Genomic DNA, 16849 nt, shown 5'->3' with positions numbered 1-16849 from the left:
GGTCAGCGCGCGGCTGGCCGGCCGAGCCGGCTCAGGATGTCGGCGTGCAGCCGGCCGTTCGTGGCGATCGCGCTGTTCTCCCCGCCGGCCGGTGCGGGCCGCCCGGCCAGGTCGGTGAAGGTGCCACCGGCCTCGGTCACGATCGGCACCAGCGCGGCGATGTCCCAGAGCGACAGCTCCGGCTCCACCATCACGTCCAGCGCCCCCTCGGCCAGCAGCATGTAGCCGTAGAAGTCGCCGTAGGCGCGGCTGCGCCAGGTCTCCCGCATGACCTGGAGCATCCCGTCGAGCCGGCCGGCCGCCTCCCAGCCGCTCAACGACGAATAGCAGAAACTGGCGTCCGCCAGGTCGGCGACGTGCGAGACCCGGATCGGCTCACCGGCGGCGAGCTGCGGGCCGGCGTACGCGCCCGCGCCCAGGGCGGCCCACCAGCGCCGGCCCAGCGCCGGGGCGGAGACCAGCCCGAGGACCGGGCGGTCGCCCTCCAGCAGGGCGATCAGGGTGGCCCACACCGGCACCCCGCGGACGAAGTTCTTGGTGCCGTCGATCGGGTCGACCACCCACCGGCGGCCGTCGGGGCCGGTGGCCGGCTGCTCGCCGTACTCCTCGCCGAGCAGGCCGTCACCGGGCCGGTGCGCGGCCAGCAGGGCCCGGATCTCCCGCTCCACGGCGGTGTCCGCGTCGGAGACCGGGGTCAGGTCCGGCTTGGCGTCGACCCGCAGGTCGAGGGCGCGGAACCGGGCCGTGGAGACGGCGTCGGCGGCGTCGGCGAGCAGGTGGGCGAGGGCGAGGTCGTCGGCGTACCCGGTCATGCCCGACACGGTAGCGGCGGCGGCCGGGTCCTCACCCGGCGGCCGGGGCGTCCGGCCCGCGCCGGTCGCCCTCGCCGGGCCCGCGGTGGTCGGTCTCCCGCGCGTCGCCCTCGCCACTGCGGGAGGCCAGCAGCCGACGGTACGACGCCAGCCGCCGCTGGTCGGCCTTGCCGGCGGCCACCCAGGCGTCCAACGCGCAGTCCGCCTCCTCGGCGGTGTGCTGGCAGTTGGCCGGGCAGTCGACGGTCCCCTCCACCAGGTCCGGGAAGCCGTGCAGCAGGCTGTTCGCGGAGACGTGCGCCAGCCCGAAGCTGCGCACCCCCGGGGTGTCGACGATCCAGCCGACGGCGGCCCCGGGCGCGGCCGGCAGTCGCAGGGCCACCGCGCTGGTCGAGGTGTGCCGCCCCCGGCCGATCGCGCTGACCACCCCGACCGCCCGCTCTGCCGCCGGCACCAGCCGGTTGACCAGCGTCGACTTGCCCACCCCGGAGTGGCCCACCAGGACCGACACCCGACCGGCGAGCAGGGTGCGCAGCGCGGCCAGGTCCGAGTCGGGCCGGACCAGCACGTACGGCAGCTCCAGCTCGGTGTAGTAGTCGAGCACCGCCTCCGGGCCGGCCAGGTCGGCCTTGGTCAGGCAGAGCAGCGGCTCGATGTCCGCGTCGTACGCGGCCACCAGGCAGCGGTCGATGAACCCGGTGCGCGGGGGCGGGTCGGCCAGCGCGCTGACGATCACCAGCTGGTCGGCGTTGGCCACCACGACCCGTTCGAGCCGCCCCTCGGCGGTGGACTCGTCGTCGTCGGCGGTGCGCCGCAGCACCGACCGGCGCTCGTCGATCCGGACGATCCGGGCCAGCGCGCCGGGCGCCCCGGAGGTGTCCCCGACCAGCGCGACCCGGTCGCCCACCACCACCGACTTGCGGCCCAGTTCCCGGGCGCGCATCGCGGTGACCGTCGGCTCGTCGGGGGCGTCCGGACGGACGCAGGTGTAGCGACCCCGGTCGACGGCGATCACGAAGCCGTCCACCGCGTCCGAGTGCCGGGGGCGGGTGCGGGTACGCGGGCGCGACGACTTCCCGGGCCGGACCCGGACGTCGTCCTCGTCGTACTCGCGCCGTTTGGTCGCCAGGACCTGCCCCCTGTCGCGTCAGCTCTTTCCGGTCACCATCCCAGACCATAGTGCCGGAAACTCGGGCATGGTCTTGGAGGTGCACGCCACGTCGTCGACCTCGATGCCGGGGACGGCCAGCCCGGCCACCGCCGCCGCGTGCGCCATCCGGTGGTCGGCGTACGTGCGGAAGGTGCCGCCGCGCAGCGGGCGCGGCCGGATCTCCAGCCCGTCGGCGGACTCGGTCAGGTCCGCGCCGAGCGCGGTGAACTCACTCGCCAGCGCGGCGATCCGGTCGGTCTCGTGACCCCGGATGTGCCCCACGCCGGTCAACCGGGACGGCGAGTCGGCGAGCATCGCCAACGCGGTCAGCACCGGGGTCAGCTCGCTCACGTCGGAGAGGTCGGCGTCCAGGCCGTGCACCGTGCCGGTGCCGCGCACGGTCAGCCCCGCGGTGGAGAGGGTCACCTCGCCACCCATCCGGTGCAGCAGGGTCCGGAGCTGCTCGACCGGCTGCATGCTGCTGCGCGGCCAGCCCTGCAACGTCACCTCACCCCCGGTGACCAGGGCGGCGGCGAAGAACGGCACCGCACCGGAGAGGTCCGGCTCGATCTCCCAGCCGCGCCCGGTGAGCGGGCCCGGCTCGACCGTCCAGACGTCGGGGGTGGTGTCGTCGACCGCCGCGCCGGCGGCCCGGAGCATCTGCACGGTCATCCGCAGGTGCGGCGCCGAGGGCACCGGTGGGCCCTCGTGCCGGACCACCACCCCCCGGTCGAAGCGGGAGGCCGCCAGTAGCAGGCCGGAGACGAGCTGGCTGGAGGCGGAGGCGTCGATGACCACCTCGCCGCCGGTGACCCGACCGGTGCCGAGGACCGCCAGCGGCAGGCTGCCGGTGGCGGGGGTGTCGATGCGTACGCCGAGCGAGCGCAACGCCCCGATCAGCGGGCCGAGCGGGCGGACCCGGGCCTGCGGGTCGCCGTCGAAGGTGACCCGCCCCTCGGCCAGACCGGCGACCGGCGGCAGGAAGCGCATCACGGTGCCGGCCAGGCCGACGTCGACGTGCGCCGGGCCGACCAGCCGGTGCGGCCGGACCAGCCAGCGGTCGTCGTCGGAGACCGACATGTGGGCACCCAGCGCGCGCAACCCACCGGCCATCAGCTCGGTGTCCCGGGCGCGCAGCGGCCCGTGCAGTGTCGACGGGCCACTGGCCAGCGCGCTGAGCACCAGTGCCCGGGCGGTCATCGACTTGGAACCGGGCAGGCGCAGCGTGGCCGCCACCGGGTCGCTGGCGGTCGGTGCCGTCCACGGCTGCGGCGGCCGGGTCGCGATCGGATTCCCCACGGTCACATTCTGCCAACTCCGGCCGGGTGCGGAGCCGTCCGCGGGTCCACCTCCCGGTTGGCGGGACAGCCGGAAGTGCCGTGGCGGGTTAGCGTGTGCGCCATGTGCGGGAGGTACGCGACGACCCGGAGTGCGGGCGACCTGAGCGCGCTGTTCGAGTCGTACGACGAGACCGACGGCGGGGTCGGCCCGGACTTCAACGTGGCCCCGACCGATCCGGTGCCGCTGGTCCGGCTGGACCCGGCGGGGCACCGGCTGCTCTCCGTCGGCCGCTGGGGCCTCGTCCCGCACTGGTCCCGCACGGCGGGCGGCGCCGCCCGCATGATCAACGCGCGGGCCGAGACGGTCGCCACCAGCCGGGCGTACGCCTCCTCCTTCGCCCGCCGCCGCTGCCTGGTCCCCGCCGACGGCTGGTACGAGTGGGTCCGCGAGACCGGTGGCCGGCGACAGCCCTACTTCATGACCCCGGTGGACGGCTCGGTGCTGGCGCTGGCCGGCATCTGGTCGGTGTGGCAGTCGGGCGACACCGAACTGCTCACCTTCAGCGTGCTCACCACCGCCGCCGTGGGGGAGTTGGCCGAGGTGCACGACCGGATGCCGCTGCTGCTGCCCCGCGAGCGGTGGTCGTCCTGGCTGGACGCGGCCGACGAGCCCGCCGCGCTGCTCGTGCCGCCGTCGGCGGAGTGGCTCGCCGGGCTGGAGATCCGCCCGGTTTCCCCGGCGGTCGGCGACGTCCGCAACGACGGCCCGGAACTGACCGCCCGGGTGTCCCCGGCGCCGGCGGAGATCGGCACGCTCTTCTGACATCACCGGCACATTGTCGTGTGCTGATTTGCCGCAGTTGGGCCGGAAACGTCGCCTGACTGTTTAGCTATCTTTACGGCAGACTCTTGTCTCCGTGTCCGCAAGTGCGATAGAACACAGCGCCGGTGGTGGGTGTCTGTTCGCACGGGGCGGATGTCACCCATCGATCTTCGTGATCTATGCCGGTCCCACGGGGGAGGTGGGTGGATTTGACACGGGCACGTATGCCCCGTCCGCACGAGGTGGCTGCCGCGCGACGCGACCCGCGACTGTTACGGGCACTGCGTGAGCGGCGCCAGGACGAGGCGTGGCGGACCAGAGGGACCTGCCAGAGCGTGGATCCGGAGACGTTCTTTCCGGCGCCCAACGAGCCGGCCGACGCGGCCGTGGCGCTCTGCCGCAGCTGTGACGTCCAGGGGTCCTGTCTGGCCTGGGCGCTGGAGGTCGGTGACTGCCACGGCGTCTGGGGCGGCACCACACCGCGCGAACGGCGGGCGATGCTCGTCGCCTGGCGCAGCGAGGTGCAACCGGATCCGGACGCGGTCGACGAGGCCGGTCCACCGGTCCGCGACCAACTGCTCACCCTGATGCCGCTCAGCCGCTGACCGGCCCGTCAGGCTGGCGCCGCCCGCCCTCGCACCGTCGAGGCGGGCGGCGCTTCGTTTCTCCCGCTCCGGCGTCCGGGCGCGCCGGTCCTCGCCTCGTCCGGGCGGTTCGGATCGTCGGTCGGGTGGTGCGGCGCAGAATGGGCCGGTGCGGCAGAGCGACGAGATCGAGACACCCCGCGGACCGGCCCGCGTCGACACCGACCTGCCGGCCCGTCCGGCGGCCACGGCGCTGGTGCTCGGGCACGGCGCGGGCGGTGCGGTGGACGCCCCCGACCTGCTCGCGGTCCGGGACGCGCTGGTCACCGCCGGGGTGGCGGTGTTCCGGGTGACCCAGCCGTACCGGGTGGCCGGCCGTCGCGCACCCGCCCCGGCCGGGCACCTCGACGAGGCGTGGACGGCGGTGCTGGCCGTACTCCGGAAACGTCACCCGGCCGTCCCACGGTGGCTGGTCGGGGGCCGCTCCAGCGGCGCCCGGGTCGCCTGCCGTACCGCGGTGGCCGTCGGCGCGAGCGGTGTCGTCGCGTTGGCGTTCCCGCTGCACCCACCCGGGCGACCGGAGCGCTCGCGCGCCGCTGAGCTGGCGACCGGGCTGCCCACCCTGGTGGTCAACGGCGACCGGGACCCGTTCGGGGTGCCGGCCCCCGGGCCGGACGTCGACGTGGTGGTCCGCCCCGGCGAGACGCACGACCTGAAGCGCGACCCGGCGGGCACCGCCGCGGCGGTGCACGACTGGCTCCGGGAACGAGCCTGGACAACCCGCTGACCCGACCTCCCCGGCGCGGGTTGGGGCGATCTTGTGGGGCGGGCTGCGTGACCGGGGGCGGTGGCGGGTCGTTGCTACCGATGGTGCCGGGTGTCCGGTTCGGGCGTCCGGGGCCTCCTCCCAGGCCCTTCCTGGTCCCAGCGTCGGTCGCGGCCGAGGCCGGGACCAGGAACGGCGGGCGGCTCGCGGAATGCGACGGCCGTCGGCACGCGTTACTACCCCCGGACGACTTTTCCAGCCGAGGGGGTGGCCGGTGCCGATCGAGACACGGAGCCGGGAGCGGGACGACCGGGACGCACGGCAGCTGAGGCAGCTGCTGGAAGCGCCGGAGTGGCCCGCGGACGGGGCGGCCGTGGTGAGCACCAGCACACCGGCCGGAACTGAATCTACGGGCAGGTTCCTACGCGTATCCTCGGCGGGAAAGCATCCGACGCGAGGGGATGTGCGGTTGACCACCGAGAAGACGGACGAGCGCAGGGCCCGATTCGAGCGGGACGCGATGCCCTTCGTCGATCAGCTCTACGCTGCCGGACTGCGGATGACCCGCAACCCGGCGGATGCCGAGGACCTGGTCCAGGAGACGTACCTGAAGGCGTACGCGGCCTTCCACCAGTTCGAGCAGGGCACGAACCTGAAGGCCTGGCTCTACCGGATCCTGACCAACACCTACATCAACTCCTACCGCAAGCGGCAGCGCCAGCCCGTGCAGGCGCCCACCGAGGAGATCACCGACTGGCAGCTCGCCGAGGCCGAGTCGCACACCTCCAGCGGGCTGCGTTCGGCCGAGACCGAGGCGCTGGACCGGCTGCCCGACAGCGACGTCAAGGAGGCCCTCCAGCAGCTGCCGGAGGAGTTCCGCCTGGCCGTCTACCTCACCGATGTCGAGGGCTTCTCCTACAAGGAGGTCGCCGACATCATGGGCACGCCGATCGGCACGGTGATGTCGCGGCTGCACCGCGGGCGTCGTAATCTGCGCAAACTGCTCGAGCAGTACGCCGCGGAGCGTGGCTTCAAGTCCGCGTCCTCGAAGGGTTCGACCGCCGCTGCCGGCCGGGAGGTGTGACCGTGAGCTGTGGGAATCCGCACGAGACGGACTGCCGTGAGGTGCTCGCGGAGGTCTACCTCTATCTGGACCTGGAGTGCGGGGAGGAGCGGCGGACGTTGATCCGCCACCACCTCGACGAGTGTGGGCCGTGCCTGCGTGAGTACGGCATCGAGCAGGAGGTGAAGGCGCTGGTCGCCCGCTGCTGCGGCAACGAGACCGCGCCGGAGCAGCTGCGGGAACGCCTGCGGGTGCGCCTCACCGAGCTGGTGGTCTTCGAGAGCACGGAGTCGCGCGAACTGGCGGAGTGACCGCCGCCGCCGCGCGAGCGCAGGCGGGAGCACGTGGACCGGTGGCCCGGGTCGGATCCGACCCGGGCCACCGGTCTGTCCCGGCCCGGGGCCGGGGTGGTTCTTGATCCGCTCGGCGGGTACGCCCGCCGCCGATCAGGAGTTGGGGCGCTTGCCGTGGTTCGCGCCGCTCTTCTTACGGGCCTTCTTCTTACGGGCCTTCTTCGCCATGCTGTACCTCCCTGTGCTGGTCACGGTCCGACCGCGGGCGAGCGCGGCGGAGGTCGCGTACCGGTCCTCGCGGCATCCGGGGCCGACCCGGACGATGCTAGTGCCGACCGGGTCGCTCCCGGACCGCCGGGGGCGGGAGCGGCGTGCCGACCGACCGCTGCCGCTGTGGCCGGGGTCATGATTGGATACCGTTCGCAGGAACACCGGGTGGAGAGGGAGGGCCGGCACATGGCCGAGGAGATCCGCGCCGAGATGGTGGCGAACGTCTGGAAGGTCGTCGCGTCGGCCGGGGACACCGTGTCCGAGGGGGACACGCTGGTGATCCTGGAGTCGATGAAGATGGAGATCCCGGTGGTCGCCGAATCGGACGGCGTGCTCACCCGGCTCGCCGTGAACGAGGGTGACGTGGTGCAGGACGGCGACCTGATCGCGGTGATCGATTGACCGGCCTCCGGGTCCGGCGGGCCGAGCCGGCCGACTTCGCGGCGGTGGCCCGGCTGACGGTCGCCGCGTACGAGGCCGACGGCCAGCTCAAGGACGAGAACAGCTACGCCGTGGTGCTGGCCGACGTGGCCACCCGGGCGGCGAGCGGTGAGCTGCTGGTCGCCGTCGACGAGGCGAGCGGTGTCGTGCTCGGCGCGGTGACCTTCGTGCTGCCCGGCACCCCGTACGCGGAACTCGCCGGCCCGGGCGAGGCGGAGTTCCGGATGCTCGCCGTGGACCCGGCCGCGCAGGGCCGGGGCGCCGGGTCGGCCCTGGTCCGCGCCTGCGTGGCGCGCGCCGCCGAGCTGGGCTGCTCGGCCGTGGTCATCTGCGTACGCAGTGGAAAGGCGGCCGTCGCCCAGCAGATGTACGAGCGGCTGGGCTTCGTCCGGCTGCCGGAGAAGGACTGGTCGCCGCTGCCCGGCGTGGAGCTGCTCGGCCTGCGCCTGGCGCTGACCCGGAGCTGACCGGGCAGGGCCGCACGGTCAGTCGGCGTTGCCGATCTTCGCCAGCAGCTCGTCGGCGACCTCCAGCGCGATCTTCTTCCGCTCGTCGTCGGTGATGTCCGGGGCGCGCACCGCGAACCAGCTGCTGTGCACGGCGAAGAGGGTCAGCGTGGCACGGAGCTGGGCGGCCGGGGTGTCGTCGCCGCGGCAGAGCTGGTCGGCCAGGCGCAGCATCCGGTCGCGCATCTGCTGGCCGGCGGAGAGGCTCTTCAGCACGGTCTGGTTCTGTTCGAAGAAGCGCATCACCGAGGGCTGTTCGCTGGCGAACATGGCGTCGGCGTACCGGCTGATCAGGGTGCGGCGGGTGGCCAGGGTGGCCGGTTGCGACCGGGCCCAGTCGATCAGCTCGTCCATCCGCTGGAGGCGGTCCTCGACGAAGCTGTTGACGATCTCGTCCTTGCTCTTGAAGTGGTAGTAGAGCGCGGCCTTGGTGACCTTCAGCCGCTCGGCGATCTCCCGCAGCGAGGTCTTCTCGTACCCCTGCTCGGTGAAGAGCTCCAGCGCGACGGCCTGGATCCGTTGCCGCGTGCCGCCTGTGCTCTCCCTCACCTGTACCACCTAACTCGCTTGACGGGGTTCGCTGTCCAACTTACCGTGCGGCTAGTAAGGTAGCTAGCCGGGCGGCAAGTAAGTCGGTCACATTTCAGGGGGAGCTTACCCATGACTCAGGAAACCCAGGCCGGAGCGCGACCCAACGTCCGGGTCGTGCTGTTCGGTCTGATGATCGCGATGATGCTCGCGATGCTCGACAACATGATCGTCAGCACCGCGCTGCCGCGGATCGTCGGCGAGTTCGGCGGCGTCAACCACTTCACCTGGGTCGTCACCGCGTACGTGCTGGGCACCACGGTCTCCACCCCGATCTGGGGCAAGCTCGGCGACCTCTACGGCCGCAAGGCCGTCTTCCTCACCTCGGTGGTCATCTTCCTGATCGGCTCCGCCCTCTGCGGCATGTCCGGCTCGGACATGCTCGGCGGCGTCGACAACGGGATGATCGAGCTGATCGCGTTCCGGGCCGTCCAGGGCCTGGGTGCGGGTGGCCTGATGGTCGGCGTGATGGCGATCATCGGTGACCTGGTGCCGCCCCGGGAGCGGGGTCGCTACCAGGGCATGATCGCCGGCATCATGGCCATCGCCATGGTGGCCGGCCCGCTGGTCGGCGGCTTCATCACCGACAACCTCTCCTGGCGCTGGGCGTTCTATGTCAACCTCCCGCTGGGCGGCGTCGCGCTGCTGCTGCTGATCACCACCATGCACCTGCCGAAGTACCGCACCGAGCACAAGATCGACTGGCTGGGTGCCGCGCTGCTCTCCGTGGGCATCACCGCGATCGTGCTGCTCACCACCTGGGGCGGCAACGAGTACGACTGGACCTCGCCGCAGATCCTCGGCCTCGCGGGCCTGGCCCTGGTCGCCCTGGTGCTCTTCGGCCTCGTCGAGCGGCGGGTCCCCGAGCCGATCCTGCCGCTGAGCCTCTTCGCCAACCGGAACTTCGCCCTCATCTCGGTGATCGGCTTCCTGCTCGGCTTCGCGATGTTCGGCGCGATGAACTTCCTGCCGCTCTACCAGCAGACCGTGCAGGGCGCCTCGGCCACCAACAGCGGCCTGCTGCTGCTGCCGCTGATGTTCGGCATGCTGGTCGTGTCGCTGGTCGTCGGCCGGGCCATCACCACCACCGGCCGCTACCGGATCTTCCCGATCGTCGGTGGTGTGGTGATGACCCTCGGCATGTTCCTGCTCAGCCGGCTCGACGTGGACACCAGCAAGACCATGTCGTCGCTCTACATGGTGGTGCTCGGTGCCGGCATGGGCTTCCTGATGCAGACCTCGATGCTGATCGCGCAGAACAGCGTCGAGCAGAAGGACCTCGGCGCGGCGAGCGGCGGGGCCACCTTCTTCCGCTCCATCGGCGGTTCGTTCGGCATCTCGCTCTTCGGCGCGATCTTCGCCAACCGGCTCGCCGACTCCGCCGCCGGCAACGCGTTCAGCGGCGGCGGCGAGGGTGGCCGGATGGACCTGGAGAAGCTCAAGGAGCTGCCGGCGCAGGCACGGGAGCTGGTGCTCGGCGGCCTCGCCGACGCGATCTCGCACGTGTTCCTCTGGGCGGTGCTCTTCACCGTCGCGGTGCCGGTCCTCGCCTGGTTCATCAAGGAGATCCCGTTGCGCTCCAGCAACGACGCTCCGTCGGACGCCAGCGCCGAGGAGCAGGCCGAGGTCGCCCTCGGCAAGGCACCCGTCGCCTGACGCCCGTCCCTCGCGGCCACGCCCACCCCACTCCAGGGGTACGGCGTGGCCGCGCGGCATTCCGGCCGGGTCGCCGTGCGGCGTGGCGGTCAGGCGCGGCCGAACAGGGCGGCGAGGCGGCGCCAGAGCCGGCGCAGGGGACCGGGGCGGGTCGGACCGCCGGGTGGGGCGGCGGTCAGCTCGTGGGCCAGGGCGGCGGTCGCCTCGTCCAGGGCCGGGGTGGCCAGCGCCAGGTGGGCCAGCGACGCGGCGATCGGCACCCGGCGTTCGCGGGCCACGGCGGCCACGTCGGCGAGGCGTTCGGCCACCACGGCGGCCACGTCGGGGCGTACCGCGGGGTCCACCCAGGCGGCGGTGACCAGGGCGAAGAGCGCCGCCTCGGTGATCCAGTCCTCCACGCCCCAGACCAGCTCCACCAGCACCCGGCGCCGGGTGGACTCCGCCCACGGCTCGTCGGTGCGGTGGTGCAGCAGGCCCAGGCAGGCCCAGACCTGCACGCAGCGCACCCAGAGCGAGGGGTCCTGCCCGCCCAGCACCCGCCCCAGCGCGGTGGTCGGCGGCTCGGGCGGGTGCACCAGCACGCCGAGCAGATCGGTCAGCTCCAGCGTGGCCAGGCTCACCGCGGCGTCGTACGCGGCCGGGGGGTGGGGCCAGGCCGGGTGGGCGAGCTGCCGGACCCGTTCCGCCGCCGCCGGTGACGGGACGGGCAGGGTGGGGGCGGCGGTGGCGCCGTCGTACCGCCAGAGCTGGCAGGTGGTGGCCCGGCGGGGCTCCCGTGGGTCGGGCTCGACCGTCCCGGTCACCTCGACGTCCAGGCCGGGCACCGCCGCCGCCACGGTACGCATCGCGCTCGGCGGCTCCGGGGCGTCGAGGCGTACGGCCACCCGGGCGGTGTTCTCGTCGACCAGCGCCTGGCGGAGCGCGTCCAGCATCGGCCCGCCGGCCGGCGTGACCTGACCCAGCCACGGTCGGCTGCGGCAGCACTCGGCCAGGTCGGCGTGCTCGTGGCTGTCGTCGGGGTGGTCGCGGGCGAAGTCGGCGAGCGCGACCAAGTGCGCCACGTCCCCGTCGCGTTGGAACCGCAACCGGTGCGCGGTGTGCACCGCGCAGTCGAAGGTCGGGTCCCGGGCCAGCGCCCGGTCGATCCACTCCAGCGCCTCGTCCAGCCGGCCGTTGTCCGCCAGGGTGCCGGCGAGGTCGGCGTAGACGGCGAGGTCGTCGGGGTCGTGGGCGACCGCCCGGCCGAGCGCGGCGAGGGCGTCCCGGGTGCGGCCGGCGCTGCGGTACGCGTACCCGAGCCAGACCTCGCCGAGTTTGGACGGCTCCGCGCGTACCCCCCGGGAGGCCCACTTGATCGCGAGGGCGACCTCGCCGATCCGCCGGGCCAGCGCGGACGCCGCCCCCAGCAGGAGCGCGTGCTCCGGGTGCACGGTGACCGCGTTGCGGGCCAGCGTGAGGTAGGGCCGCAGCGGTTCCCGGGCGCGGCGCGGCACCGGGTCCGGTGCGGCGGCGCAGATCTGCATGAGGATCCGGGCGATCCGCTCCGGGTCGAGTCGTTCGGCCAGCTCGGGGGCGGTCACCCAGGGCACCCCGGCCCAGTCGACGGCGGGCGCGTAGCCGGTGGCGGCGGCCAGCAGGTCGAGCCCTTCGGCGGGTCGGCCGGCGGCGGCGAGCAGGTGCGCGCGGGCGACGACCGCGCCGACGAAGGCGTGGTGGCCGATCGGGAAGAGGTCGAGGTCGCCGCCGCTGGCCGCGGCCACCCGGGCCAGCGTCTCGTGCACCTCGGGCAGGGTGGGGGCGAGGACGAGCGCGGCGGAGACGTGCTCGGCCGCGTGCCGGAGGTCGCCGTCGGCCAGGGCCAGCCGGGCCAGCGCGAGTTCCCCCTCCGCGGGCAGCGCGGGGTCGTCCGTTCCCTCGGGCACGTCGTCCTCTCGCTCGTCGATTCACCGGCCGGGCAAGCCTAGGGGATGCTGCGTCGATTCGGTGATCCACTGCGCATTGCTGCTCGTTGCGTTGCTATTTTCGGCGCAAAGGTGCAAGACTGAGCACCGAACGCGCGAGAACCGCGCAGGAGGGAGTTCTTCGTGACGCGTCCAGGGGCCGGCATGGCCGCCGACATCGACGAGCAGCCGGCCGGCTACGAGCGGCTGCTCTCCGCCGAACACGCCGCGGCGATCGCCCGGGTGGCGGCGGTCATCGCCGAACGTCGGCCCCGACACGTGGTCTTCACCGCGCGCGGCACCTCCGACCACGCGGCCCTCTACGCGGCCTACCTGACCGAGATCCGCCTCGGGCTGCCCGCCGGCCTCGCCTCGCCGAGCGCGGTCACCGTCTACGGCGCCCGGCCCGACCTCTCCGACGCCCTCGTCGTCGGGGTCAGCCAGAGCGGCGGCTCACCCGACCTCGCCGAGGTGCTCCGGGTCGCCCGGGCCTCCGGCGCGCTCACCCTCGCCGTCACCAACGCCCCCGACTCGCCGCTGGTGGAGACCGCCGAGTTGAGCGTCGACATCGCCGCCGGGCACGAGCGGGCCGTCGCCGCCACCAAGACGTACACCGCCGAGCTGCTCGCGCTGCTGCTGCTCGTCGAGGGGGTACGCGCCGGCGACGGGGTGCTGCCGGCGGCCGAGCGGGCCGCCCTCGCCGTCCTGCCCGAGCTGGCCGCCCGTACCCTCGCCGACCCGACCCCGACGCAGCTCGCCCCCCGCTACCGGTTCGCCGGCCAGCTCGTCACCACCGGCCGGGGCTACGCGTACCCGACCGCCCGGGAGGCGGCGCTGAAGCTGATGGAGACCTCCTACCTGCCGGCGCTGGCCTTCTCCGGCGCGGACCTGCTGCACGGCCCGCTCGCCATGACCGACCCGGACGTGCCGGTGCTCGCCGTGGTCGGCTCCGGCCCCGGCGGCGAGTCGATGCGCCAGGTGCTGCCCCGGCTCGGCGAACGCCGCGCCGACGTGGTGGTGGTCGGCTCCGCCGCGGTCGAGGGCGCCACCCGGATGGCCGTCCCCGAGGTCGACGAGCGGTACGCCCCGCTGCTCGACATTCTCCCGCTGCAACGGCTGGCGCTGGCGCTGGCACTCGCCCGGGGCGAGGACCCGGACGCGCCCCGCGGCTTGAAGAAGGTCACCGCGACGATGTGACCCCCGGCGTGGCACCCTGTGAGGCGTGTCCACGCTGCGCGACCTCGCCGAGGAGCACACCCAGCTCCGCCCGGCCGACATCGACCACCTGCACCGGATCGCGGGGGACTGGCAGCTGCTGTCCGACCTCTCCTTCGCCGACCTGCTGCTCTGGGTCCCGGTGGACGGTGACGGCACCTTCGTCTGCGTCGCCCAGGTCCGCCCGACGACCGCCCCGACGGCGTACCTGGACGACCAGGTCGGGCGGATCGTCGGCGGGCCCGAGGTGGCGCACCTGGAGGTCGCCCACCGGCAGGGCCGGATCTGGCGGGAGGGCGACCCCGTCTGGTACGGCGACGTGCCCGCCCGGCACGAGGCGATCCCGGTACGGCTGCGCACCGCCGACGGGGAGGCCGGCGAGGTGATCGCTGTGGTCGGTCGGGACACCAACCTCTCCACCGCCCGGACGCCCAGCCAACTCGAACTGAACTATCTGACCACCGCCGACGACCTGGCCCAGATGATCGCCGACGGCACCTTCCCGCCGCCCCGGCACCCGGGCGAGACCACCTCCGCCCCCCGGGTGGGTGACGGGCTGGTCCGGCTGGACGCCAACGGCAAGGTCACCTACGCCAGCCCGAACGCGCAGTCCGCGTACCGGCGGCTGGGCTACGCCTCCCACCTGGTGGGCGAGGACCTGGCGAAGCTGCACCGCCGGCTGGCCGGCGACCCGCTCGAAGGCACCGACGCGGCGAACAGCATCCTGGCCGCGCTGCGCGGCGACGCCCCGCCCCGCCGCGAGGTCGACGCCCGCGGCGCCACCATGCTCACCCGGGCGCTGCCGCTGATGCCGGCCGGTGTGCCGATCGGCGCGCTGGTGCTGGTCCGCGACATCACCGAGGTACGCCGCCGGGACCGGGCCCTGATCACCAAGGACGCCACCATCCGGGAGATCCACCACCGGGTGAAGAACAACCTGCAGACCGTGGCCGCGCTGCTGCGCCTCCAGGCCCGGCGGGTCGCCATGCCGGAGGCCCGGGTCGCCCTGGAGGAGTCGGTACGCCGGGTCGCCTCCATCGCGCTGGTCCACGAGACGCTCTCCATGTCCAGCGACGAGGCGGTCGAGTTCGACGGCATCGTCGACCGGGTGGCCAGCGCGGCGACCGAGGTGGCGGCCACCGAGGTCACCGTCGGCATGCGCCGCCGGGGCAGCTTCGGGGTGCTGCCCGCCGAGATCGCCACCTCCCTCGTGATGGTCCTCAACGAACTGCTGCTCAACGCGGTCGAGCACGGCTTCCCGCCGGCCGACGACGAGGGCCCGGCCGGCCCCGAGCAGGGCGAGAAGCCCGAGGTGGTGGTCACCGCGCAGCGACACCGCAAGCAGTTGCACGTCTCGGTCGCCGACAACGGCCGGGGGCTGCCCGCGCAGTTCGACGCCGAACGGGGCGGCAAGCTCGGCCTGCAGATCGTCCGGGCGCTGGTCACCGGGGAGCTGCGCGGCACCATCGAGCTGCGCAACGGCGCGGCCGGCGGCACCGAGGCCGTTCTGGTCGTGCCGTTGGCCCGTCCCGCCGCCGACCGCGCCTGACCTGCGCGTGTCCCTCGGCGCGCGGGCGTCCGGCGGTTGCGTCAGCGGATGAGCAGGGCGACGGTCAGGCCGGGCCGGGGGTCGACCTGCGCGACCCGGAAGCCGTCCCGCAGCGCCGCGCCCTTCGCGCCGGGCACCGCCGCCAGCGGGTCGGCCCGCCGCCCGGCGACCACCAGCCAGACCCGCCGCACGCCGGCCAGGCACTCCGCCGGGCGGGGACACTCGCCGGCCCAGAGGTCCGCGCGCTGCCGCTGGTCGCGCAGCACCAGCACGTCGCGTGGCCGGTCCGACCCCAGGTGGTACGCCATGCCGAGGTCGAGGAAGAGCCAGCTGTCCCGGGGCGAGTAGACGATCGCGTCGCCGGGCTGCTGCCGATCGGCGATCACCCGGGCCGCGCCCCGGTAGTCCACCGTCGCACTGCGCGGCCACTCGTGGGTCCGCCGCAGCACCGCCTGGTCGGGCAGGCCCACCAGCCCGGCCAGGGCCACCACGGCCAGCGCCGGCCCGAGTCGTACGCCGGCCAGCGCCGCCCCGGCCAGCAGGCAGCCGAACGGCACCGTGAAGACCAGGTAGCGCGCCACCCAGAGCGGCACCACCAGCCCGACGGCGAAGAGCAGCAGCACCGGCAGCAGCACGCAGGCACCCGGCAGCAGCGCCCGCCGGCCGAGCCGCCCCGCGCCCAGCGCGGCGAGCCCCAGCAGCAGCCCGCCCACCACGCCGCTCTGCGCCACCCCGCCGGGCAACGCCGCCAGGTCGGTGAGCCGGGCCGCGTCCACCCAGTCGAGTTGCCGGGACCGCTGGCCGCGGGCCACCAGCACCAGCGGGGTGACCAGCAGTACGGCCGGCAGCAGCGCCACCAGCCACCGCAGCGCCACCCGCCGCCCGCGCTCCACCGACCTGTCGACGGGTGCGGGCCGCTCGGGTGGGCTGTGTGCGGGCTCGTCCCGTGGGGCTCGGATGCGGGCTGGCTGGTGTTGCTGGGTCTGGGTGTGTGCGGGCCGGTCCGGTTCGGGCGGGGTGTGGGCGGGGCGAATCGGCCGGTGGGTGGTGGGGTCGCGCCGCCTTGCGGCCAGCACCGCGAGGGCGTGGGCGGCGAGGAGGGTGAGGGCGATCAGGTGGGTCAGGCCCAGCGCCGCGACCGCGGCGGCGTACCCCGCCCAGCGTGGCCACGACGGCCGGCTCAGCGCCCCGACCAGCAGCAGGGTGGCGAGGACGGCGAGGAAGGTGGCGAGCGCGTACGGGCGGGCCTCCTGGGCGTACCGGGAGGTGCCGGGCAGGACGGCGAAGAGCAGCCCGGCCAGCAGCCCGACCCGGGCGTCGACCAGCCGCTCACCGAGCCGGGCGGTCAGTCCGGCCGCCCCCGCCATGGCCAGCACGGACGGCAGCCGCAGGGCGACGGTGGAATCCCCGGCCAGTGCCGTCCAGCCGTGCATGAGCAGGTAGTAGGGTCCCGTGGCCGCGTCGATGGTGCCGGCCAGCCGGACCAGGTCGCCGACCGGTCGGGTGGCCGCGCTCCAGGTCGCCAGCTCGTCCCGCCACAGCTGCGCCCGGCCGAGCCCGACGAGGGTCACGCCGAGGGTGAGCACGGTCGGCGCCACCCACACCGCCGGACGTCTCGCCTGCGAGAAACCCCACCTTCCGGACATAGCCCCCACGCGCCGAGCCTCCCACAACGCGCCCGCCGCCGCTGCCGAGCTGCGCGAGCTCGAAGATCACGCTCGATCCTGGATCGGGACCGGGTAGCCCGTGATGTGGGATCACACACGCGGTCATTGGCCGGTCGACCCGGCGTGTGGAAGCATGAGGCCATGACCGCCGCTGTCGTCCGCCGCTTCGTGGCCCGTCGCCACGTCGATTACGGCCGCGTGCGCAGCGCGATCTGTCCGGCCACCTGACGACGCCCGACCCATCTG

17 protein-coding genes are annotated in these 16849 nt (G+C 74.1%); 10 read left to right on the top strand and 7 right to left on the bottom strand.

Features of this window, described 5'->3' with window-relative positions; all coding sequences use genetic code 11:
* Positions 1-2: 2 nt before the first annotated feature.
* The 3 genes from hisN to aroA all read right to left on the bottom strand — a co-directional run bounded on the left by hisN (position 3) and on the right by aroA (position 3261).
* Positions 3-812 carry a histidinol-phosphatase gene (hisN, locus tag MRQ36_RS08025; protein ID WP_242794240.1) on the bottom strand — a complete coding sequence of 270 codons (810 nt, stop codon included), beginning with the start codon at positions 810-812 and terminating at the stop codon, positions 3-5.
* A gap of 31 nt (positions 813-843) precedes the next feature.
* Positions 844-1839, bottom strand: a complete 996-nt coding sequence (rsgA, locus tag MRQ36_RS08020) for a ribosome small subunit-dependent GTPase A (protein WP_242794239.1) — start codon at positions 1837-1839, stop codon at positions 844-846.
* Positions 1840-1959: 120 nt separating this feature from the next.
* A complete protein-coding gene (aroA, locus tag MRQ36_RS08015; RefSeq protein ID WP_242794238.1) occupies positions 1960-3261 on the bottom strand; it encodes a 3-phosphoshikimate 1-carboxyvinyltransferase in 1302 nt (433 codons plus the stop codon).
* Positions 3262-3363: 102 nt separating this feature from the next.
* On the opposite strand from aroA, the gene MRQ36_RS08010 reads away from it, so the two are divergent.
* The 5 genes from MRQ36_RS08010 to rsrA all read left to right on the top strand — a co-directional run bounded on the left by MRQ36_RS08010 (position 3364) and on the right by rsrA (position 6789).
* Entirely contained in the window at positions 3364-4065 is a 702-nt protein-coding gene (locus MRQ36_RS08010) for an SOS response-associated peptidase (RefSeq protein WP_242794237.1), read from the top strand.
* Between the two features lie 209 nt (positions 4066-4274).
* Complete coding sequence (locus MRQ36_RS08005) at positions 4275-4670, top strand: WhiB family transcriptional regulator (protein WP_242794236.1); 396 nt, start codon at positions 4275-4277, stop codon at positions 4668-4670.
* Between the two features lie 148 nt (positions 4671-4818).
* Positions 4819-5436 carry an alpha/beta family hydrolase gene (locus MRQ36_RS08000; RefSeq protein ID WP_242794235.1) on the top strand — a complete coding sequence of 206 codons (618 nt, stop codon included), beginning with the start codon at positions 4819-4821 and terminating at the stop codon, positions 5434-5436.
* Positions 5437-5689: 253 nt separating this feature from the next.
* The gene (locus tag MRQ36_RS07995; RefSeq protein ID WP_308194789.1) at positions 5690-6499 is read left to right on the top strand and encodes a sigma-70 family RNA polymerase sigma factor; all 810 of its coding nucleotides are present in this window, start codon (positions 5690-5692) and stop codon (positions 6497-6499) included.
* Between the two features lie 2 nt (positions 6500-6501).
* Positions 6502-6789 carry a mycothiol system anti-sigma-R factor gene (gene rsrA, locus MRQ36_RS07990; protein WP_242794233.1) on the top strand — a complete coding sequence of 96 codons (288 nt, stop codon included), beginning with the start codon at positions 6502-6504 and terminating at the stop codon, positions 6787-6789.
* 135 nt (positions 6790-6924) lie between these two features.
* On the opposite strand, the gene MRQ36_RS34370 is transcribed toward rsrA, so the two are convergent.
* Positions 6925-6999, bottom strand: a complete 75-nt coding sequence (locus MRQ36_RS34370; RefSeq protein WP_369700219.1) for a 50S ribosomal protein bL37 — start codon at positions 6997-6999, stop codon at positions 6925-6927.
* Between the two features lie 228 nt (positions 7000-7227).
* On the opposite strand from MRQ36_RS34370, the gene MRQ36_RS07985 reads away from it, so the two are divergent.
* On the top strand, positions 7228-7443 hold the full coding sequence (locus MRQ36_RS07985; protein WP_242800931.1) for a biotin/lipoyl-binding carrier protein: 216 nt from the start codon (positions 7228-7230) through the stop codon (positions 7441-7443).
* On the top strand, positions 7440-7949 hold the full coding sequence (locus MRQ36_RS07980) for a GNAT family N-acetyltransferase (protein WP_242794232.1): 510 nt from the start codon (positions 7440-7442) through the stop codon (positions 7947-7949). The genes MRQ36_RS07985 and MRQ36_RS07980 overlap by 4 nt, the downstream gene beginning before the upstream one ends.
* An 18-nt stretch (positions 7950-7967) precedes the next feature.
* On the opposite strand, the gene MRQ36_RS07975 is transcribed toward MRQ36_RS07980, so the two are convergent.
* Positions 7968-8537 carry a TetR/AcrR family transcriptional regulator gene (locus MRQ36_RS07975; RefSeq protein WP_242794230.1) on the bottom strand — a complete coding sequence of 190 codons (570 nt, stop codon included), beginning with the start codon at positions 8535-8537 and terminating at the stop codon, positions 7968-7970.
* A 111-nt stretch (positions 8538-8648) separates the two neighbouring features.
* On the opposite strand from MRQ36_RS07975, the gene MRQ36_RS07970 reads away from it, so the two are divergent.
* A complete protein-coding gene (locus MRQ36_RS07970; protein WP_242794229.1) occupies positions 8649-10232 on the top strand; it encodes an MDR family MFS transporter in 1584 nt (527 codons plus the stop codon).
* Positions 10233-10321: 89 nt separating this feature from the next.
* Here MRQ36_RS07970 and MRQ36_RS07965 read toward each other — a convergent pair whose 3' ends face one another.
* Positions 10322-12154, bottom strand: coding sequence for a tetratricopeptide repeat protein (locus MRQ36_RS07965; protein WP_242794228.1), 1833 nt, complete (start codon positions 12152-12154; stop codon positions 10322-10324).
* A 183-nt stretch (positions 12155-12337) separates the two neighbouring features.
* Here MRQ36_RS07965 and MRQ36_RS07960 point away from each other — a divergent pair, with 183 nt between their 5' ends.
* Both MRQ36_RS07960 and MRQ36_RS07955 read left to right on the top strand, forming a co-directional pair.
* Complete coding sequence (locus MRQ36_RS07960) at positions 12338-13369, top strand: SIS domain-containing protein (protein WP_242800929.1); 1032 nt, start codon at positions 12338-12340, stop codon at positions 13367-13369.
* 25 nt (positions 13370-13394) lie between these two features.
* Positions 13395-14936 (top strand): sensor histidine kinase, encoded by a 1542-nt coding sequence (locus MRQ36_RS07955; protein ID WP_242794227.1) that lies wholly within the window; start codon positions 13395-13397, stop codon positions 14934-14936.
* A gap of 41 nt (positions 14937-14977) precedes the next feature.
* On the opposite strand, the gene MRQ36_RS07950 is transcribed toward MRQ36_RS07955, so the two are convergent.
* Positions 14978-16582, bottom strand: coding sequence for a glycosyltransferase family 39 protein (locus MRQ36_RS07950; RefSeq protein WP_242794225.1), 1605 nt, complete (start codon positions 16580-16582; stop codon positions 14978-14980).
* Between the last annotated feature and the right edge of the window lie 267 nt (positions 16583-16849).

It is taken from the genome of Micromonospora sp. R77 (genome assembly GCF_022747945.1).
Classification (GTDB): domain Bacteria; phylum Actinomycetota; class Actinomycetes; order Mycobacteriales; family Micromonosporaceae; genus Micromonospora.
Note: the sequence above shows the minus strand (reverse complement) of the source record. Positions and strands in the feature narration are given on the sequence as shown.

Excerpts from the sequence above, each read along its gene's own strand:
- MRQ36_RS07960 (WP_242800929.1), top strand. The coding sequence starts at position 12,338 with ATGGCCGCCGACATCGACGAGCAGCCGGCCGGCTACGAGCGGCTGCTC.
- MRQ36_RS07985 (WP_242800931.1), top strand. The coding sequence starts at position 7,228 with ATGGCCGAGGAGATCCGCGCCGAGATGGTGGCGAACGTCTGGAAGGTC.
- hisN (WP_242794240.1), bottom strand. The coding sequence starts at position 812 with ATGACCGGGTACGCCGACGACCTCGCCCTCGCCCACCTGCTCGCCGAC.
- MRQ36_RS07970 (WP_242794229.1), top strand. The coding sequence starts at position 8,649 with ATGACTCAGGAAACCCAGGCCGGAGCGCGACCCAACGTCCGGGTCGTG.
- MRQ36_RS08010 (WP_242794237.1), top strand. The coding sequence starts at position 3,364 with ATGTGCGGGAGGTACGCGACGACCCGGAGTGCGGGCGACCTGAGCGCG.
- MRQ36_RS07950 (WP_242794225.1), bottom strand. The coding sequence starts at position 16,582 with ATGTCCGGAAGGTGGGGTTTCTCGCAGGCGAGACGTCCGGCGGTGTGG.